General features: G+C 71.0%; 28 protein-coding genes and 1 tRNA gene. 25 read left to right on the forward strand and 4 right to left on the reverse strand.

Annotated features, from left to right (window positions below; all coding sequences use genetic code 11):
• Positions 1-3: 3 nt before the first annotated feature.
• The 4 genes from B124_RS22540 to B124_RS22555 form a co-directional block, all read right to left on the reverse strand.
• The gene (locus B124_RS22540; protein ID WP_496504731.1) at positions 4-945 is read right to left on the reverse strand and encodes a M56 family metallopeptidase; all 942 of its coding nucleotides are present in this window, start codon (positions 943-945) and stop codon (positions 4-6) included.
• Positions 946-1,061: 116 nt separating this feature from the next.
• Positions 1,062-2,423 (reverse strand): site-specific integrase, encoded by a 1,362-nt coding sequence (locus tag B124_RS22545; protein WP_496504732.1) that lies wholly within the window; start codon positions 2,421-2,423, stop codon positions 1,062-1,064.
• A gap of 62 nt (positions 2,424-2,485) precedes the next feature.
• Positions 2,486-3,385 (reverse strand): hypothetical protein, encoded by a 900-nt coding sequence (locus B124_RS22550; RefSeq protein WP_496504733.1) that lies wholly within the window; start codon positions 3,383-3,385, stop codon positions 2,486-2,488.
• A 110-nt stretch (positions 3,386-3,495) separates the two neighbouring features.
• Complete coding sequence (locus B124_RS22555) at positions 3,496-3,948, reverse strand: helix-turn-helix domain-containing protein (protein WP_496504734.1); 453 nt, start codon at positions 3,946-3,948, stop codon at positions 3,496-3,498.
• Positions 3,949-4,117: 169 nt separating this feature from the next.
• Between B124_RS22555 and B124_RS22560 the strand changes: the two genes are divergently transcribed.
• From B124_RS22560 to B124_RS22680, 25 genes are all read left to right on the forward strand, one after another.
• Complete coding sequence (locus B124_RS22560; RefSeq protein WP_496504735.1) at positions 4,118-4,366, forward strand: helix-turn-helix domain-containing protein; 249 nt, start codon at positions 4,118-4,120, stop codon at positions 4,364-4,366.
• 1 nt (position 4,367) lies between these two features.
• On the forward strand, positions 4,368-4,628 hold the full coding sequence (locus B124_RS22565; protein WP_496504736.1) for a DNA-binding protein: 261 nt from the start codon (positions 4,368-4,370) through the stop codon (positions 4,626-4,628).
• 112 nt (positions 4,629-4,740) lie between these two features.
• Positions 4,741-5,136 (forward strand): hypothetical protein, encoded by a 396-nt coding sequence (locus B124_RS22570; RefSeq protein ID WP_496504737.1) that lies wholly within the window; start codon positions 4,741-4,743, stop codon positions 5,134-5,136.
• A complete protein-coding gene (locus tag B124_RS22575; RefSeq protein ID WP_496504738.1) occupies positions 5,133-5,939 on the forward strand; it encodes a hypothetical protein in 807 nt (268 codons plus the stop codon). The genes B124_RS22570 and B124_RS22575 overlap by 4 nt, the downstream gene beginning before the upstream one ends.
• A complete protein-coding gene (locus B124_RS22580) occupies positions 5,932-6,312 on the forward strand; it encodes a hypothetical protein (RefSeq protein ID WP_496504739.1) in 381 nt (126 codons plus the stop codon). The genes B124_RS22575 and B124_RS22580 overlap by 8 nt, the downstream gene beginning before the upstream one ends.
• On the forward strand, positions 6,305-6,685 hold the full coding sequence (locus B124_RS22585) for a hypothetical protein (RefSeq protein WP_496504740.1): 381 nt from the start codon (positions 6,305-6,307) through the stop codon (positions 6,683-6,685). The genes B124_RS22580 and B124_RS22585 overlap by 8 nt, the downstream gene beginning before the upstream one ends.
• A complete protein-coding gene (locus B124_RS22590) occupies positions 6,685-6,822 on the forward strand; it encodes a hypothetical protein (protein WP_496504741.1) in 138 nt (45 codons plus the stop codon). Before B124_RS22585 ends, B124_RS22590 begins: the two co-directional genes overlap by 1 nt.
• Positions 6,819-7,298 (forward strand): hypothetical protein, encoded by a 480-nt coding sequence (locus B124_RS22595; protein WP_496504742.1) that lies wholly within the window; start codon positions 6,819-6,821, stop codon positions 7,296-7,298. Before B124_RS22590 ends, B124_RS22595 begins: the two co-directional genes overlap by 4 nt.
• A 72-nt stretch (positions 7,299-7,370) precedes the next feature.
• The gene (locus B124_RS22600) at positions 7,371-7,571 is read left to right on the forward strand and encodes a hypothetical protein (RefSeq protein ID WP_496504743.1); all 201 of its coding nucleotides are present in this window, start codon (positions 7,371-7,373) and stop codon (positions 7,569-7,571) included.
• Entirely contained in the window at positions 7,568-7,873 is a 306-nt protein-coding gene (locus tag B124_RS22605) for a hypothetical protein (protein WP_496504744.1), read from the forward strand. The genes B124_RS22600 and B124_RS22605 overlap by 4 nt, the downstream gene beginning before the upstream one ends.
• Positions 7,873-8,076, forward strand: a complete 204-nt coding sequence (locus tag B124_RS22610; protein ID WP_496504745.1) for a hypothetical protein — start codon at positions 7,873-7,875, stop codon at positions 8,074-8,076. The genes B124_RS22605 and B124_RS22610 overlap by 1 nt, the downstream gene beginning before the upstream one ends.
• Entirely contained in the window at positions 8,073-8,288 is a 216-nt protein-coding gene (locus B124_RS22615) for a hypothetical protein (protein ID WP_496504746.1), read from the forward strand. Before B124_RS22610 ends, B124_RS22615 begins: the two co-directional genes overlap by 4 nt.
• Complete coding sequence (locus B124_RS22620; RefSeq protein WP_496504747.1) at positions 8,288-9,772, forward strand: DNA cytosine methyltransferase; 1,485 nt, start codon at positions 8,288-8,290, stop codon at positions 9,770-9,772. Before B124_RS22615 ends, B124_RS22620 begins: the two co-directional genes overlap by 1 nt.
• Entirely contained in the window at positions 9,769-10,032 is a 264-nt protein-coding gene (locus B124_RS22625) for a hypothetical protein (protein WP_496504748.1), read from the forward strand. The genes B124_RS22620 and B124_RS22625 overlap by 4 nt, the downstream gene beginning before the upstream one ends.
• Positions 10,029-10,838 (forward strand): phosphoadenosine phosphosulfate reductase, encoded by an 810-nt coding sequence (locus B124_RS22630; protein ID WP_496504749.1) that lies wholly within the window; start codon positions 10,029-10,031, stop codon positions 10,836-10,838. The genes B124_RS22625 and B124_RS22630 overlap by 4 nt, the downstream gene beginning before the upstream one ends.
• 137 nt (positions 10,839-10,975) lie before the next feature.
• Positions 10,976-11,449: a hypothetical protein gene (locus tag B124_RS22635; protein ID WP_496504750.1), complete on the forward strand. Its 474-nt coding sequence runs from the start codon at positions 10,976-10,978 to the stop codon at positions 11,447-11,449.
• A 90-nt stretch (positions 11,450-11,539) separates the two neighbouring features.
• Positions 11,540-11,725: a hypothetical protein gene (locus B124_RS22640; RefSeq protein WP_496504751.1), complete on the forward strand. Its 186-nt coding sequence runs from the start codon at positions 11,540-11,542 to the stop codon at positions 11,723-11,725.
• A 79-nt stretch (positions 11,726-11,804) separates the two neighbouring features.
• Entirely contained in the window at positions 11,805-13,370 is a 1,566-nt protein-coding gene (locus tag B124_RS22645; RefSeq protein ID WP_496504752.1) for an Eco57I restriction-modification methylase domain-containing protein, read from the forward strand.
• Between the two features lie 6 nt (positions 13,371-13,376).
• Positions 13,377-13,454: transfer RNA gene (locus B124_RS22650), tRNA-Leu, on the forward strand.
• Between the two features lie 71 nt (positions 13,455-13,525).
• On the forward strand, positions 13,526-13,771 hold the full coding sequence (locus tag B124_RS22655; RefSeq protein ID WP_496504753.1) for a hypothetical protein: 246 nt from the start codon (positions 13,526-13,528) through the stop codon (positions 13,769-13,771).
• Positions 13,771-14,400, forward strand: coding sequence for a 3'-5' exonuclease (locus B124_RS22660; RefSeq protein WP_496504754.1), 630 nt, complete (start codon positions 13,771-13,773; stop codon positions 14,398-14,400). Before B124_RS22655 ends, B124_RS22660 begins: the two co-directional genes overlap by 1 nt.
• Complete coding sequence (locus B124_RS22665) at positions 14,397-14,969, forward strand: HNH endonuclease signature motif containing protein (protein ID WP_496504755.1); 573 nt, start codon at positions 14,397-14,399, stop codon at positions 14,967-14,969. Before B124_RS22660 ends, B124_RS22665 begins: the two co-directional genes overlap by 4 nt.
• Positions 14,966-15,832 (forward strand): PD-(D/E)XK nuclease-like domain-containing protein, encoded by an 867-nt coding sequence (locus tag B124_RS22670; RefSeq protein WP_496504756.1) that lies wholly within the window; start codon positions 14,966-14,968, stop codon positions 15,830-15,832. The genes B124_RS22665 and B124_RS22670 overlap by 4 nt, the downstream gene beginning before the upstream one ends.
• The gene (locus B124_RS22675) at positions 15,829-16,545 is read left to right on the forward strand and encodes a hypothetical protein (protein WP_496504757.1); all 717 of its coding nucleotides are present in this window, start codon (positions 15,829-15,831) and stop codon (positions 16,543-16,545) included. Before B124_RS22670 ends, B124_RS22675 begins: the two co-directional genes overlap by 4 nt.
• On the forward strand, positions 16,545-16,913 hold the full coding sequence (locus tag B124_RS22680) for a hypothetical protein (protein ID WP_496504758.1): 369 nt from the start codon (positions 16,545-16,547) through the stop codon (positions 16,911-16,913). Before B124_RS22675 ends, B124_RS22680 begins: the two co-directional genes overlap by 1 nt.
• The last annotated feature ends 33 nt before the right edge of the window (positions 16,914-16,946 follow it).

Here is a 16,946-nt window from a genome sequence, read left to right on the forward strand (position 1 = left end):
ACCCTACGCGAGCGCGCTGAGCCCGGGGCCGAATGTCACGAGCAGCGGTACGGCGGGCGCCGCCAGCGCGGCGAACGTCAGCCGCAGCCGGCGGCCCGGGGTGAACCGCGGCGCCGCGGCGAGCAGCCGGTCGACGCGCTGCGGGACGTGGGCGTGGTGGCCGTGGCCGGGGCCGGGCGCGAACACGCCGCGCTCCTCGTTGAGTTCGAGCAGGGCGGTGGCGAACGTCATCCGTCCGAACCGGCGCGAGGCGACGTCGTCGGCGGCCAGCTCGCACAGCCGGTGCACCTCGTCGCAGAACGCCCGGAAGACCGGCATGCGCGGCACGCCCGCGAGCGCGCCCGCGCAGTGCTGCAGCCAGTGGTGGCGGGCCCGGCTGTGCCCCAGCTCGTGCGCGAGCACCGCGTCGAGTTGGCGCTTCTTCAGCCGGCGCAACGCGGCGGTGGTGATGATGAGCTGGTCGGCCTGGCCGCCGGGCAGCCACCAGGCGTCCGGCCGCTCGCCCTCCAGCACCACCAGCCGCTCGGTGCCGGTGTCCTCGCCGGGCAGCAGCGGTGCCCGGCGGCGCAGTTCCTCGCGGCGCCTGCGGCGCTGCGCGCGTGCGGTACGCACCTCGCGTACGAACATCACGGCCGTCCACAGCCCGCCCGCCGCCAGCGCCACGGCGAGCGCCGCGGCCCACGGTGCGCCGGTCGTGCCGCCGTACGCGTCCCGCACCGCGGCCGGCGCCGGGGCGAAGACCCCGCTGTGCACCTGTGCCCAGGCCACGGCGGCGCTCAGCGACATGGCAAGACCGCAGCACAGCAGCACGGCGGCGACGACGCACTGCCACACCCACAGCGCGAGCACCGGCTCGCGGTCCGCCCACGCGGCGCGGGTCAGCAGCCGGGGCGCGACCGCGGCGATGAGGGCGGCGAAGGCCAGCAGCGTGAGCGGGATCACCATGAGGTCAGCGTACGGAGCGGGGACGCCGGCCGGTACGTGCGGGCCCCTGAAGTGACGGACGACACCGGGGAGTCAGAGGGCGAGCAGCATCACGACCATGCCCGTGGTTGATGGCCCTATCTGGCCCTGACCTGCGGATTACCCTCGGCGCAGTGATCCACTGGGGGAGAGGTGGGAAATGGGGGCTGCCACTGGTCCCCCTCGGAGCCCATGAACTTCTCCCAGCGCTCCTGCAACGTCTCCATGATACGGATCTCCATGCCCGGCGTCAGGTTCGAATACAGCCCCCGCACCCCCGCCAGTTCATGCCCCATCCGCGTCTCGATCGCCGTCTGGCTGTGCCCGTCCTCCTCCAGCCACTCCCGGTGCCCGTGCCTCAGCAGATAGATCCGCTTGCCCGCCATCTCCTTCACCGCCGGGATCGCCGGCCGCAGCCGATCCCGCCGCTTGCTCCACTCCTTCGACCCGTCCCGGATCGCCGACCAGTAGCCCTCGTACCACTGCGACGTCATCTGCCCGCCCGTCTTACCCACGAACATCCACTCGCTGTCGTGGGACGCCAGCAGCGCGCAGTGCATCTCATGCAGGAAAGGCGGCAGCACCAGCGTTCGCTGCGACTCGTACTTCGGCCCCACCAGGGCCCGCTCGCCGTCGACGACCTGGCTCTGGTACTGCACCCGCAGCGCCGGCATCCTGCCGGGACCGTATCGCTCGGCCGCCTCGCCGCGCCGTTCCTCATCCGGGTCACTCGCCGGCCAGGTCGCGGAGGCGAACTCGCGCCGCATCCCGAAGGTCTCCCCGGGCGGGCGCATGCCGGTGAAGGCGAGCGTCCAGATGTAGGTCCATCCGGCGAAGCCCCACACCGTGTAGGCGTTGGTGGCGAGCTGGTGGAGCACCCGCATCTCCTGCGGCCGTTTCGACTCGCGCCGCTTCTTCCGGTACTTTCCCCGCCGTCGCTGCGTGATCACCGGAGACTCGGGGCGCAGCTTGTACTTCACCACCGCGTCCGTCATCAGCATGCGGAACAGGCCCAGCAACTGATCGACGTAGTGCTGCGATAGTTCCCCCCTGGTCACGGCCGCATCCAAGCCGTTCTTCCACGCCTCGTACTCCCATGCGGTGATCTCGCCCACGGCATGCTCACCCCAGTAGGGCACGATGCGTGCTCGCAGCCGGGAGGCGTAGCGGCCCATGGACATGGGCCGCAGTTGCTGCGCCTCGTGCCACATCCAGCAGTAGTCCTTCATGAGCGTCTTGGCATCGGCGCGACGAATGTGCTTGCCGTGACGGACCTCGTGCTCGCGGTCCAGCCCGAAGTCGTAGGCCTCCTCTTCGGACTCGAACCTCACACCCGGGGCGGGCCCGGAGGCGGACTCGTACTTCTTCCGCTTCGTGGGGCGGCCCTCGTCATCGAGGTGATACTCGCCGCCCCACCACTTGACACGGATGCTGCCCCCGCGGATCTCGACAGAAGGCATACAGCCCCTCGATTCCTCGATCGTGCACGTCACTGCCCAACTCGTCTCCCATTATGGAGCAGTTACAGCAGGCAGAGGCCGTCGATGTGGAGGATCGGATTGAGGTTGACGGTGAGGCACAGCAGCCCGCCGTCGGGCGCCGGCTCCTCGGGCGGATCGCCGCCTCCGGTCGCGGGGCCGCCCGCGTCGGTCCCGCCGTCGGTGCCTCCGTTCGTGCCGCCGGTGTCATCGCCGGGCGGAGGCTCGTCGCCCCCCGTGCCGCCGCTGCTTCCGCCGACAGCGCCGTCCGTGGGCTGCCCGCTGCCCCCGCCTTCCGTGCCGGGTGCGGTGCTGTCGCTGTCGCCGGCTGGCGTGGGCTCGTTCACCGCGGCCGGCTCCGTCGGCCCGGGCTCGCCTATGGGTCCGGTATCCGCCGGGCCGGTCGGCGATGAGGTGGGCGAAGGGCTGCCCGACGCTGGCGGGTTCGTCGGGCGCGGTGAGGGGGTTGGCGCGGGCGAGGGGGGAATCGTTTCTTCGCTCGGGGTGTGCGGCGCCGTCGGTGCTGCGGCCGGCCGGTCTTCCTCGCTGCCGGGGTCGATGACCGTGCTCACGCCCCACAGTAAGGTCGCGGCGGCAAGGCCGGCCGCGGTCGCCGTGACGGTCGTGGCGGTCGCCGTGTGCGTCTCGAACGTATGCCGCAGCCGGCCGGCGATGACGGCGCCGATACCCAGGCCGATGGGCGGGACCAGCCGCAGGCGCCGCTTGCCGTCGTCCGGCTCGTCCGGCCCGGGGTCCCCGTTGTTCTTTACGGGGACCAGGCGAGTCAGCCGCTCCCGCTCGACGTCCCGCCGCAGATCGGCCAACTGCTCGCCGACCAGGGATGCGCGCCTCTCGGCCCGGCCCACCCTCCGGTAGAGCATCACCACCAAGGTCGCCAGCGACCCCAGCACCCAAGCCGTCGCGAACCATAGAACCTCGGCCACGTGCCACCACCCCCGCGACTCACGTAGAACTCCACCCGTCCCAGGTGTTAGATACGTGGCTACCGCAAGCGGTTGTGCGCGTGAACCCCCCAAATGGCTGAATCTGCCTGTTACCCGGCGTCACGCTCTCCGGGTAGCTCGGAGTCGCGGGCGCGGCGGAGATCGGCCTCCACGAGGTCGCGGATCATCCGCTCCTTCTCCTCGTAAGGCAGCGAGGAATCGATGATCGCCTGGTAGCGGGGGTCACGGAAGACGGGTTCCTGTGCCGGACTGCTGGGCGCGGGCCTAGCTGCTGCGGGCTGCCGCACCTTCGTGGGCTCGCCGCCCTCGGCGATGGCGGTGCAGCTACCGATCTCCCACCCGAGTGCGCGATCGATCTTCGCGTAACTGCGGTCCCAGACCGAGCGGGGGGCTGTGTCGGGGTAGTCGGCCGGCTCGACTTTCTTCCACGTGTCCTTGCTGATGCCTGCTTTGCGTGCCGCCGGCTCGACGCCGAGGCCTAGTTCGAGGCGGCGTGTCTTCACTGCTCTTGCCAGCCGGTCCAGGTCGCGGGGGGTGCTCATGTCACAGAGTCTGCCAGGACCCGCTAGGTCCAGCTAGGTCCACCCCTGGGTTCGGCCTAAACGTATCAGCCCACCTGGCGTGACTCGCCCGCTGCATTCCGCTAACTCCCGCCAAACTACCTGCTAACCACCGCTAGACATGGCCGCTAGAGTCCGCTAGCTTCTACCCATGCACAGACCCCAACCCTTCTTCGAAGTGGACAGGGACGCGATACGGCAGAAGCGCATGGACCTCGGACTGGACACCGAGGAGCTTGCCGAGAAGGCCGGGATCAGTCGTCGCTACCTGAGCCACCTCGAAAACGGCACCCGCCGGCGGATGCGACCCAGCAGGTACGCAGCACTCAGGGCCGCACTGGGAGCCGGAAAGACCGAGCTACTGCTCGCCCCACCGAGTACCGACTCCCCGAAGGAGTGACATGGCCGGCACGAAGTACGAGAGGTACGGCCGACCGACACCGCCCACCGACATCAACCAGGAGTACATGACGGTCCAGGAGACCGCCTACGTCCTCCACATCAGCGTCACGACCGTCCGGCAGCGCATCAAGCAGCTCGGCATCAGATCCACACCGGGCGCCCGGATCGTAACCAGTGCCGCCGACCGGAAGCGGATCCACCAGGCCGGCCGCAAGAGCCGCGCGGGCCTCAAGCGCCCCCGCCGCACCTCCGCCGCTTGAGCGGCGATGCGGCCCCAACCGCCGGGCTCTGACACACCGGCAGCCGGGGCCACTGCGGCTCACGCCGCGTGATCCACCCGCATCCCGAATCACAGAGAGGTGGACCAGTCTCATGGTCTCATCTGCAACTCCCGTACCCGAACCCCTCGACGACCTGACCCCGCAGCAGTGCCCGGAGGGTGTGCACCCGGACTGGGCTGTCGACTCCGAGGACACCCACACCTGCCCCTGGTGTGAGATCGACCGCCTGCGCACGCAGGTCCGGTTCCTGCTGGAGCAGGTCCGCCGGAAGGACGCCGCGTCGGGCCAGGGCGACCGCGCGCTCACGGACTTCCTCGCCGCTGACGGCGAGCCTGATCGAGCCGCCGCCGAGCGCAACTTCGCCCGCTGTTCGCAGCGTTGGTCGTCGGCCCACAGCTCCAGGAACTTCCGCACGGCCCAGCAGGACGAGGCCGACCGCAAGCTGACCGCGCGCATCCGGCGTGTCTTCCGGGGTGGTCCCCGGTGAGCGCCCGCCAGCCCGAGCCGGAGCGGCTGGAGGAGATCCGGGCGACCCTCACGGAAGAGTTCGTCGCCTGGCTGGTGAAGAAGGCGCGCGAGCACCGGGCGCGCGGCCCGCAGTACGCGAAGCAGGCTGACGTGATCGGGGTGCTCGCCAGCAAGGTGGCCCGTGGCGCTGTCCGCCCTGACAACCTCGCCGCTCTCCCCGCTCAAGGTGGCCCGGAGGACGTGCCCGCGCTGCGTGCCGAGGTGGCGGCGTACCGGTCGCTGGACCTTGGCGCCGTAGACGGCCGCGTCTCGGCTTCGTGCGACGACCCGGACCACCCGACGTGGCTCCGCGCGCCGGACGACAGCCGCGGGTGCCCGTGGTGCGAGGTCGACCGCCTGCGCGCCGAGGCTGCCGCTTCCCGCGCCGCCGTGCTGGACGAGGCGGCGGACGAGCTGCTGCGTGTGCGGCTGGCCCTGCTGGACCTGCACCCGAAGACCGAGAACCCCACGCACGGCTGCTGTGGCCGCCCCAAGCTCTGCAAGGGGCACCCGCCGGAGTGCCGCAGCCGCGAGCACACCGTCGGCGGCGGGGAACTGTGGCCGTGCGCGACGCTGCGGGCCGCCGGGATCACCAGCGACGAGGACGCCGACGCTGTGCGCTCCATGGCCGCTGAGGCGCGCGCCGCCCAGACGGGCGGTGAGGCGAAGCCGCCGGTGTGTCCGGTGTGTCAGAACCCGGGGTGCTGCTGCCGCTGCTTCGGCAAGCAGCCCGCGTCCGACTGCCCGCACCAGAAGCAGACGGGCGGTGGTTCCGGTGAGTGACCTGGAGTTCGATGCGATCGCCGAGAACCTGGACCACACGCCGCTGTGGCGGGTCGTGTGGGAGGAGTCCGAGACCGACCTCAAGGCGAACGGTGTAGACGAGGCGTTCGGTGAAGACATCGGCCGGATCGCCTGGGAGCGGCTGACCGAGGAGGAGCAGCGTCAGGCCCGCGACGAGCTGTTCTACGTGTACTGGCAGGCCGCCGTCCACGACGAGCACGAGAAGGCCCGGCAGCCGGTCAAGGCCGAACTGACCGCCAGGCTCGCCGCGTACCGGGAGTACCGCCGCTACGGGGACCCCATGCCCGCCGGGCTGCTGGACGACATCGCCCGCCTCGCCGACGTGCTCCACGGGGGTGGGGACCGTGGCTGACCTCCACCCCCGCCGGGCCCGGCTCCTCTCCGAGGTCCGCACCTCCCGCGACCTATGGACTGAGCTTCCGCTGTCGCCCGAGCAACTGACGGAGATTCGGGCCCGGTACGAGGCGACGGGCGCTGTCCGTTCCAGCGACGCGGCTGCCCTCCTCGCCGAGATCGGCGAGCTGTCGGCCAAGGTCTACGCCGCCTCCATCGAGGAGTACCCGGGCGAGCTGGCGCACCTTAGGGAGCTGCTGCGCAAGCTCTGCCGCCTGGAGAACGAGATGCCGGACGGCGGCCCGCTGCGGGAGCTGCTGATCGACCACTACTCCGACTCCCGGATGGTCGACGCCTCCCTCCGCTGCGCCGACGAGCAGGGCGGTGCCTGATGGACGCCCTCGACGCCACGCCCGCCCCGCTGCTCGACGCTGCCGCAGCCGACCTGGCCCACGCGCTGGACACCCGGCGCCCCCCGCGGCCCATCGCCGCACTCCTCCGCTGGCTCCGACGAGGGAGCGACGCATGAGCACCGACTGGCCGTTCGGCGTCGACGCCGACGAGCACGACCCGCTGACGAAGCTCCGCATCCCGGTCGTCAGCAGCTTCAACCCGCGCTGGTTCTACGTCGCCGCGTACCTGGGCGTCGTCACGGACGGGCCCGACCACCTGAAGGGCCCGCCGTTCGGCAGCATGGAGCGGCCCACCGACGCCGAGTCGCAGATGCTGGTGTCGTTCCTGCTGGAGCACCGGCACTACTGGTTCGGTAACGAGGGCTACGCCCGGAAAATGGACCGCCGACCGCTGGACGTCGACTCCGGCTGGAACACCACGGTGTTCATCAAGTACGGCACCGGCGACTGGGGCTACCGCCAGGTGTCGTGGCAGTACGGGCCCACCTTCGTCCCCCCCGCCACCGGCGATCCGCGAGCGGAACCCGGACGAGGCAAGCGGCGGCCCGCTGACGCTGGAGCAGGTCATGGACCGCACCCACACCCTCGGTAGCGGCAAGCCGATGCGCAACTGGCTCGACTGGAAGGCCGCGCACCCCGAGGTGTTCCCGGGTGGTGAGTCGTGATGGCCATCCCGCAGACCCGCCGCATCGACGCACTCGACGTGCCGCTGGAGACGGTCCTCGCTGACCTCCACGACAAGCAGGCCGCCCGCGCCGGCGAGAAGCCGGCGTTCCTCAGCCAGATGCACGCCTTCCTCGACGCCGACAGCGACACCGCCTACCCCACGCCGGGCTACCCCCGGCCGCCGAAGGGGGACTCATGATCGCCCGCTTCTGGCTGATGGACCTCCCCGAGTCCGACCCCGCGTTCGCCCCGCTGCGGCGCGCGAAGGTCATCAGTGACCCGGAGGAGTACCCGCGGATCCGCGAAGGCCACCGGCAGGCAGTCATCGACGCTGCCGCGGGCTGCTCCCTGAAGACGCTGAAGATCACCGAACGGATCATGCCCCGCGATGCCCGCAGCCGGGCCGACGAGCTGGAGGCGTGGGGCTACGCCCTCGGCGTCACCGCCGTCCGCGTCGCCCTCCGCGAACACGACGAGCAAGCCGTACAGGAGGTGGCGTGATGACCGAGCGCCACTACCCGATCCGGCCGGAGCCCGACGACGACCCCCGGTTCACGCGCGGCCTCGTGATCGACGTCGCCGAGGTGCTTGAGCGGCACGGGTACCCGCCGATCGGCCCGGACAACGCCTTCGACATGGTCGACCTCCAGCAGGCCCTGTTCCGGTTCCTCTACACCGACCGGGACGGGGGTGCGTCCCGATGAACGCCCTCAACCCCCGCCAGCACCGCCTGTGGGCCGCGCTGTGCGACCGCAAGACGGTCACCACCGGCGACATCCGGACCGTCAACCGCGGGCTCGGGGCGCCGAAGGGCACCACCGCGCGGAGTGACCGCGACGACTTCCTCCGCGCCGGGCTGCTCGTCGCGCACGGGCCGGCCAATGGGCGCTGGTACGAGCCAGCGGGAGGCGTGTGATGTACCACCACGACAACCACGCGTGCACGCTCACCGACCTGTTCTGCGGTGCTGGCGGCGTCAGCACAGGAGCCATCCGCATCCCCGGCATGAAGGTCGTGATGGCCGCCAACCACTCCCGGCACGCCATCGACACCCACCAGGCCAACCACCCCGACACCGACCACGACTGCGCCGACATCTCCCAAGTCGAACCCCGCCGCTACCCTCGCACCGACATCCTGTGGGCATCTCCCGAGTGCACCAACCACTCCAACGCCAAGGGCACCAGGCGCGAACACGGCGAGTGGGACGACGGGCTGTTCGCACCCGACGGCACCGACGAAGCCGCCATCCGCTCCCGCGCCACCATGTGGGACGTCCCCCGCTTCGCCGAAGCCCACCAGTACCCGATCATCATCGTCGAGAACGTCGTCGAATCCCGCTGGTGGGGCCCCAAGCACAACCGCGGCGTCGTCTACGACGCCTGGCTCGGCGTCATGAAGGCGTGGGGCTACCGGCACCGCGCCATCTACCTCAACAGCATGCACGCCGCCGCCCTCGGCGACCCCGCGGCCCAGTCCCGCGACCGCAAGTACGACTTCTTCACCCACGAGTCGCTCGGACGCACCCCCGACTTCGACAAGTGGCTGCGGCCCTGGGCGCACTGCGCCACCCACGGCCCGGTGCGAGCCATCCAGGGCTGGAAGACCACCAAGCTGTGCCATCCCCTCAAGCCCTGGGGCAAGTACGGCGCACGCAACCAGTACGTGTGGCGCTGCCCGCAGACGGCTTGCCGCAACAGCGTCGTGACCGTGCCCGTCCGCGCCGCCGCCGAACTCATCGACTGGAAGCGGCCCGCCGTTGCGATCAAGAACCGTGGTGACGCCGGACTCGACCCGCTCGCCCCCAACACGATGCGCCGCATCCGTGCCGGCTTCGACGAGTTCGCCAAGCCGTTCCTCGTCCCCGTCGAAGGCCGCGACGGCAAGAAGCCCATGAGCATCGACACCCCGATGCGTACCTGCTCCACCCGCAACGAAACCGGGCTCGCCGTCCACCCGTACATGGTGGAACTCCGCGGCGGCTCGTCCTCGCACCGGAACGTCACGCAGCCGCTGGCCACCGTCACCGCGGGCGGCAAGAACCACGGCGTCGTCATGGCACCCGACATGGTGCTGCCGTACTTCAGCAACTCCAACGCCCGGCCCGCTGCGCAGCCGCTGAGCACAGTCACCACCGTCGAAGGCCACGCCGCTCTGTACGGCGGCCCCGTGGACAGTGTGGACGACCTCGGATTCCGGATGCTGTCCGTCGCCGAATACCAGGCGTTCATGGACTTCCCGGCGGACTACATCCTCACCCCCAACGACGACCGCACCTGCGTCCAACTCCTCGGCAACGCAGTCACGGCCAACGCCGCACGCGACCTCGTCGCAATGGCGATGGAAGCGCTCACCGGCGAGGACATCGAGCGCTTCGAGCCGACGGGGGCGGCCTCGTGACCGCCCCGGCGCACGACGACCTGACCGCGGTGGTCGCCGACCTCACCGCCCGCCTGGCGCGGCTGGAGGCGCTGCTGCCCGACGCGCTGGCCGTGAACGCCAAGCGCCGTGCCGCTGCCGACTTCGCCGCGTCCATGGACGCCGGGCTGACGGAGCCGTTCGACGCCTACGACGCGCGGCTCGCGCTGAACGCGAAGGTCGCCGCCGCGGCGCAGCCGATCGCCGAGGTGCGGGCGCGGCGCGGGGAGGTGGCGTCGTGAACGCGCTTCGTTCCGTCAGCTTCGGCGGCGGTGTCCAGTCCACTGCGCTCCTCGTGCTCGCCGCGCAGGGCCGCATCGACTTCCCGCTGTTCCTCATGGCCAACGTCGGGGACGACTCCGAGAACCCCGCCACGCTGCGGTACGTCGACGAGTACGCCCGCCCGTTCGCCGCCGATCACGGCATCGAACTGGTCGTCCTCGACCGCGTGAAGCGGGACGGCAGTGTGGAGACCCTGTGGGGTCGCCTCACCCGTGAGGGCTCCCGGTCGCTGCCTATCCCGGTGCGCATGTCCAACGGGGCGCCCGGTACCCGGTCCTGCACGGTCGACTTCAAAATCAAGACCATCGGGCGGGAGCTGAAGCGCCGTGGCGCCAGCCCCGACAACCCGGCCGTCATCGGCATCGGCATATCGGTCGACGAGATCCACCGGGCGAACAGCCGCCGCGTCGAGCCACACGAGGTCATCGCCTACCCGCTGCTCGACCTCGGGCTGCGCCGCACCGACTGTGCGCGGATTATCCGCGAGGCGGGGCTGCCTGTGCCGCCTAAGTCGTCGTGCTTCTTCTGCCCGTTCCACCGGCCGGAGACCTGGCACGACCAGCGGCGTGACGAGCCGGAGCTTTTCGAGAAGTCGTGCCAGCTCGAAGAGCTGCTCAATCGGCGGCGTGACGAACTCGGCAAAGACCACGTGTACCTCACGCGGTTCAACAAGCCGCTCCGCGAGGCGATCCCGGACGGCGTCGACCTGCTGCCCATGTTCGACGAGGGCGACGGCGCCTGCGACTCCGGGTGGTGCATGACGTGACCGCCGCCCTGATCGCCTACGCCGCCCGCCTACGCCGCCGCGTGCGTCGCGGTCCTCGCGCTCGGCTACCGCCGCTACCGCCGCTACCGGCGCACCGCCGCCCACACCCCAGACCCTCAGCCCGAACGGAGTACACGATGAACGCCCTTCCGCATGACGCCTACGTGACCGCCGTGACCGACGCCCTCACTACCGCAGGGGTGGAGGCCACCGACTACTGGACGTCCGACGCCGAGACCCGCGGCCAGTACTGCTACCTCAACGCCGTCATCACCCTTGAGGCCCCCGGATGGCGGCACGGGCTGATCCTCACCTGGGAGTGGCACACGGGCCTGGAGGAAGGCGGCCCCGAGCGTGGCCCGTCGTGGGAGTTCGCCGCCCTGAACGACGACGGTTCCAACCGGTACCCGACGACGCTGCCGGTGTACGGCTTCGCGAGCCCGGCCGCCGTCGTTGACGTCGCCCGCAAGGTCATCGCTCACGAGATCAAGCCCGGGGGCCCGTCCAACTTCGAGGCGTGGCGCGGCTGGGACGGCGGGATCATCGGCGACTCCTGGGAGCACGCCGACGCGCTGGAGGCCGCTTGCGCCGAGTGGGAGGTCAGGGCGTGACCACTCTCCCCTTCCCCCGCGTCCACCGCCGGCGCCGAGAAGCGGGCCGCCGCCGCCGAGGCCGAACTCGCCCGGCTGGGTGCGATCGACGTGCCGCCGATGGTCCGCGACGACACCGCCCCCGACGACCGGGCGACCGCGCCCCACGGCGTGCGCACCGTCAACGGGCCCGTGGCGGTCATGCCGCTCGCCGAGGCCGCGCGACGCGGGCACTTCGGGTCGGCCGCCGACGACGACACCGTCGCGCTGCCCACCGCCCAGCCCGGCGCCGCCTGAGACGGGGCTCTGGCGTCCGGTGACACCTGGGCCCGGACGCCAGAGCCCACCCAGCCACACAACCGAGAGGAGGACCGCCATGAGCATCGAGATCACCTGCCCCGAGTGCGGGGAGCCGGCCCGCGCCGAGCACCCGACGACCTGGGACTACCGGTGGGGGCCCATCCCGGACCACGCCCACCTCGACGGGGAGCCGCTGTGCCCCGTCATCGGCGACACCGGCTACGAGCCCGCCGACGCGGTCGCGGGTGACACTCCGGCCGGCCCCGGGACCCCCGCCCAGCGCGGACACGCCGGCTTCCCGACCGCCGCCGACAAGGCCGCCGGGAGGATCGTCGACCGGCTGGCCCGGGACATCGGGCACCGCGCCGCGGTCGCCTGGGTCCACGCAGGCGCAGTCCTCTGGTGGGCCGACAGCCACCAGATCGCAGCCGGCGCCCGCCCGGCCGCGGACGCCGCCGGGATCCGCGACGGCCTGAAGCGGCTCACCGACACCCACCCGGCTCTCAACGCCTTCACCGACCCCGGGGCGGTAGCCCTGTGGGAGCAGAACATCAGCGACGCCGACGCCGAAGTCATCCGCGACCTGTGGGCCGAACACCCGCCCGCGGACCCCGTGCACCGGCCGCGCGGCTACCTGCTGGGCAACGCCTACCAGGCCCTGTCCGAGGAGTCCCGCAAGCATCGCGCGCTCGCACAGACCCCCCGCTACATCACCGACCTGCTCCTCGCCCTCGCCTGGCTGCCCGCCCTTGACGCACACGGCACCCTCGACGGCTTCCGCGTGATCGACCCGTCGTGCGGCACCGGACACATCCTCATCGAAGCCCTCGCCCGCGCCGCCACCTGGGCGCCCGGCGACAGCACCGCGGCTACTCCGGCCAGCGTGGAGCGGGCCCTGCACACGGTGCACGGTGTCGACCTCGACCCCTACGCGGCGCTCATCGCCCGGCTGCGGCTCGTCGCCATGGCCCGCCACCTCGCCGGCCTCAACGAGGCCGCCCCCGACTGGCCCGTGCAGGTCGCCGCGGCCGACGCGCTGCTCAACCGAGACGAGCCGCTGCTTCAGCGCGGCCACTACCACGCGGTCATCGCCAACCCGCCCTACGTGACGCCGAAGACGACCGAGCAGCGGGACGCGGTACGGGCGGCGTACCCAGAGGTGTGCCACATGAAGTACGCCCTGTCCCTGCCGTTCCACGCCCTGTCGAACGACCTGCTCCTGCCGGGCGGCTGGTGCGCGCAGCTCACCGCCAACTCGTTCATGAAGCGCGAGTTCGGCAAGCGGTACGTCGAGCAGTACCTGAGCCGACACGACATGCAGTGGATCATCGACTCGTCCGGGTGCTACATCCCCGGCCACGGCACGCCCACCGTCATCCTCGCCAACCGCAACCGGGCCCCCGTGGGCGACACGGTCTCCACTGTCCTCGGCAACCGGGGCGAGCCGAAGGCTCCGGAGGACCCATCCCGCGGGCTGGTGTGGCGCGCCATCGAAGAAGCCGTCTACCCCAAGCTCGCCCGCCAGCGCCTCGACGGCGGCCAGGAGCACGGCGCGAGCGACAGCGTTGAAACACCCGCGCCCGCCAGCCAGCAGGCGATCACCGAGCAGCTACAGCTCTTCGCCGACGGGGTCGCCGCATGAGCCCCCGCCCGGATCGCGCAACAGGCAGACGCAGCCGCCTTAAAAGCGGCCCCAGTGCGGGTTCGAATCCCGCTCCGGGCGCCAACCAGCCGGACCTGAAACCCACCCAGCCACACACCCACCCAAGATCAACGCGTCCGCAAGGAGAGCAGGACATGCACCGCACGATCACCATCGGCCGCTGGATGGCGGAGTTGTACCAGCGCGCCATCTACATCCACCGCGGGCCTGACCCGGACTGCTGGGACTGCGCCGGAGCCGGCGGCCTGGAGTACGGCGGCACCGTCCGTGAGGACGGCGCCGTCACCAGCGACCCCGAGATCGACATCTGCGACTGCTGGAACCCGGCCGGGATCCGCATCCCGCTGTGGCGCCGGCGCACCGAGGCGGTGCCGTTCTGATGACCGCACTCGCCTTCGTCGACACCGAGACGACCCACCTCGACCCCCGCTTCGGGGACGTGTGGGAGGTCGCCGTCATCCGTCGCGAGCCCGACGGCTACGAGCGCGAATGGCTCTGGCAGGTCCGCCCGGACCTCACCAACGCCGACCCCGAGGCGCTGAAGATCGGGCGGTACGAGGAGCGGTTCGCCGTGCCCTCGGGTTGGGAGGCCGTCACCCTGCCCGTGTCCGGAGAGGGCTGGCCGTTCGGGCTGAGCCTCCCCGAGTTCCTGTTCGACTTGCAGGAGACGCTGAACGACACCGTGATCGTCGGCTCCAACCCGGCCTTCGATGACGCCTTCCTCAAGAAGCTCCTCCACGCCCACAGCCGCCGCGTCGTCTGGCACTACCGCACCGTCGACGTCGCGACGCTCGCCGCCGGCTGGCTGGCGGGCACCTACGGCCGCCCCATCAGCGTGCCGGAGCCGGAGTATGGCGAACTTGAGCCGGTCGCTTTCCCGTGGAAGTCCCGCGACCTGTCCCGTGCGGTCGGTGTCGAGCCGCCGGGCGACGACGGCCACCAGGCCCTCGTCGACGCACGGTGGTGCAAGGCGGTATACGACGCCGTCACTGGTGGTGGTGCTCGATGAAGCCGCGTTGCTCCATCGACCGCTGCGAGAAGCCCGCGTACTGCCGGACGTGGTGCACGAAGCACTACGCCCGCTGGCAGAAGCACGGCAACCCGATGACCTATCGACCCGACGCCAAGTCCGCCGAGGAACGCTTCTGGGAGAAGGTCAACAAGAGCGGGCCCGTTCCTACGCATCGGCCCGAACTCGGTCGCTGCTGGCCTTGGCTCAACTCGGTCGACCAGAAGCGGTATGGCCGCTTCTGGGATGGAGAGCGTCAGCGCAAAGCGCATGACTACGCCTACGAGATCACCTTCGGCCCCGTACCGAACGGCCTGGAGCCGGACCACCTGTGCCGCAACCGCCCGTGCGTGAACCCGGGCCACCTTGAAGCGGTCACACACAAGGAGAACTCTCGCCGCGCCCATTACGCCAAGGCGACCTGCTCGCGTGGCCACGTGCTCCCCGAGCCTGCACCGAACGGTCGGCGCGTCTGTCGACCGTGCGCCAACGACCGGAACCGGCGCTACCTGGAGCGTAAGCAGCTCGACGCCGTCGTCGGCAAACCCGCCGTGGAGCGTGCCGCATGACCGCCGTCGCGCCGCCGGAGACCGACGCGAAGGTCGTCGACGACCTGCCGATCGAGGACTACCACGCCGACACGTCGTCGATCTCGTCCACCGGCCTGCGCGCGCTCCTCGACCCCGGGTGCCCGGCGCAGTTCAAGTACGACCGCGACAACCCCCGGCCGCCGAAGCGGGAGTTCGACCTCGGCAACGCGGTCCACGCCGCGGTGCTCGGCGAGGGCCACGAGATCGTCGAGATCAAGCACCCGGACTACAAGACGGTCGCCGCACGCGCTGACCGCGACACCGCCTACGACGCCGGCAAGGTGCCCCTCCTGCCGAAGGAGCGCGACCAGGTCGACGCGATGGCCGAAGCCATCCGGCGCCACGAACAAGCCGGGCCGCTCTTCGCGCCCGGCACCGGCATCGCGGAGCGCACCCTCTACTGGACCGACCCGGACACCGGCGTCCGCTGCCGGGTGCGCCCGGACTGGCTGAAGCCGCTACCCGGCCTGCTCCTCGCCGTCGACCTGAAGACGACGAAGGACGCGAGTCCCGCGGCCGTGTCCCGCGCGATCCGCGACTACTCGTACCACCAGCAGGACGCCCTCTACACCGACGGCATCCGCATCGTGCTGAAGCCCGAGACGGTCCGCTTCCTCTTCGTCTTCGTGTCCAAGACCCCGCCCCACCTGATCACCGTGCGGGAACTGCACGAGCCGGACCGCGCCATCGGCCGAGCCCGCAACAGCCGGGCACTGCGCATCTACGCCGACTGCCTCGCCACCGACACGTGGCCCGACTGGACCGGGCCCGTCACCGAAATCCCGGAGATCGGCATGCCGCCCTGGGACACCACCCGCCAAGCAGAGGAGTACATCCGATGACCAGCAACGAACTCGCCCACCGCGAGCAGGCCGCGGCCCCGGCGCAGCAGCCGACGGCGCCCGAGCCGTCGCGCGGCACCACCGCGCTGATGGTGTGGGCGCAGGAAGCAGACCTCGCCTACAAGATGGCCGAGAAGCTGGCGCAGACCAGCTTCGTGCCGCAGTCGCTGCGCGGGAAGCCCGGCGACATCACCGCGGCGATCCTCGCCGGCGCCGAACTCGGCATGAAGCCCATGGCGACGCTCAAGAGCATCGACGTCATCCAGGGAACCCCGGCGCTGCGGGCGCACGCCATGCGCGCCGTCGTCCAGAAGCAGGGCCACGAAATCGAACTCGTCGAGTCCACCCCGGCCCGCTGCGTCATGCGCGGTCGCCGCAAGGGCTCCGAGACGTGGCAGACCGTCGAGTGGACCATCGAGCGCGCCGCTCAGCTCGGCCTCACCAGCAAGGACCAGTGGAAGAAGCAGCCGCAGGCGATGCTCGTCGCCCGCGCCACCGGCGAACTCTCCCGCCTCATCGCCTCCGACGCCCTCCACGGCATGCCCTACGTCGCAGAAGAGCTGGAGGGCACCGTCCACGCCGAGGTCGTCCCCGCGCGGGCCCCGCTGTCCGTCGCCGCCCTCACCGCGCCGACGCCGGCGGCCGACTACAGCGTGCAGCTCGGCGACGACGCGGCCGACGACGAGACCGCTCAGTCGGAAGGTGGCAACTGATGTCCCCCGTGAACCTCGTCATCCACTGCCAGGAAGGCCCGGAGACGGTGACCGCCACCGAGGCCGCACCGAACCTCTTCGTCTTCGAAAAGCCGGACAACGTCTCCGTCGGCAACCCCCACCGCTGGTCGCTCGGCCTCTCGCACGGCGTGGTGATTGCCAACTTCCCCGACGAGCGGGCCGCAGCACAGGCCGCACGCGACGCCGCGTCACTCGCGGACTGGGCCGCACCCCTGGACGACATCCGGGCCGGGTTCCTCGACCACGGCTCGACCAGCGTCCGAGCCCGGCAGCGCCTGTGGGATGCCGTCGCCAATCACGGCGGCGAAATCCCCAACCTCGGCCTGCGCCCCGACACCACCGCCTGACCCCGCGGGCCGTCCTGCCCGCCCAAATCGAGC

Source organism: Streptomyces sp. CNP082, from assembly GCF_059570535.1.

Coding starts and splice junctions, on each gene's coding strand:
- B124_RS22660 (WP_496504754.1), top strand. CDS start 13,771: ATGACCGCACTCGCCTTCGTCGACACCGAGACGACCCACCTCGACCCC.
- B124_RS22545 (WP_496504732.1), bottom strand. CDS start 2,423: ATGCCTTCTGTCGAGATCCGCGGGGGCAGCATCCGTGTCAAGTGGTGG.
- B124_RS22620 (WP_496504747.1), top strand. CDS start 8,288: ATGTACCACCACGACAACCACGCGTGCACGCTCACCGACCTGTTCTGC.
- B124_RS22680 (WP_496504758.1), top strand. CDS start 16,545: ATGTCCCCCGTGAACCTCGTCATCCACTGCCAGGAAGGCCCGGAGACG.
- B124_RS22560 (WP_496504735.1), top strand. CDS start 4,118: ATGCACAGACCCCAACCCTTCTTCGAAGTGGACAGGGACGCGATACGG.
- B124_RS22590 (WP_496504741.1), top strand. CDS start 6,685: ATGGACGCCCTCGACGCCACGCCCGCCCCGCTGCTCGACGCTGCCGCA.
- B124_RS22610 (WP_496504745.1), top strand. CDS start 7,873: ATGACCGAGCGCCACTACCCGATCCGGCCGGAGCCCGACGACGACCCC.
- B124_RS22565 (WP_496504736.1), top strand. CDS start 4,368: ATGGCCGGCACGAAGTACGAGAGGTACGGCCGACCGACACCGCCCACC.
- B124_RS22665 (WP_496504755.1), top strand. CDS start 14,397: ATGAAGCCGCGTTGCTCCATCGACCGCTGCGAGAAGCCCGCGTACTGC.
- B124_RS22635 (WP_496504750.1), top strand. CDS start 10,976: ATGAACGCCCTTCCGCATGACGCCTACGTGACCGCCGTGACCGACGCC.
- B124_RS22670 (WP_496504756.1), top strand. CDS start 14,966: ATGACCGCCGTCGCGCCGCCGGAGACCGACGCGAAGGTCGTCGACGAC.
- B124_RS22605 (WP_496504744.1), top strand. CDS start 7,568: ATGATCGCCCGCTTCTGGCTGATGGACCTCCCCGAGTCCGACCCCGCG.
- B124_RS22555 (WP_496504734.1), bottom strand. CDS start 3,948: ATGAGCACCCCCCGCGACCTGGACCGGCTGGCAAGAGCAGTGAAGACA.
- B124_RS22570 (WP_496504737.1), top strand. CDS start 4,741: ATGGTCTCATCTGCAACTCCCGTACCCGAACCCCTCGACGACCTGACC.
- B124_RS22615 (WP_496504746.1), top strand. CDS start 8,073: ATGAACGCCCTCAACCCCCGCCAGCACCGCCTGTGGGCCGCGCTGTGC.
- B124_RS22675 (WP_496504757.1), top strand. CDS start 15,829: ATGACCAGCAACGAACTCGCCCACCGCGAGCAGGCCGCGGCCCCGGCG.
- B124_RS22600 (WP_496504743.1), top strand. CDS start 7,371: ATGGCCATCCCGCAGACCCGCCGCATCGACGCACTCGACGTGCCGCTG.
- B124_RS22645 (WP_496504752.1), top strand. CDS start 11,805: ATGAGCATCGAGATCACCTGCCCCGAGTGCGGGGAGCCGGCCCGCGCC.
- B124_RS22655 (WP_496504753.1), top strand. CDS start 13,526: ATGCACCGCACGATCACCATCGGCCGCTGGATGGCGGAGTTGTACCAG.
- B124_RS22595 (WP_496504742.1), top strand. CDS start 6,819: ATGAGCACCGACTGGCCGTTCGGCGTCGACGCCGACGAGCACGACCCG.
- B124_RS22540 (WP_496504731.1), bottom strand. CDS start 945: ATGGTGATCCCGCTCACGCTGCTGGCCTTCGCCGCCCTCATCGCCGCG.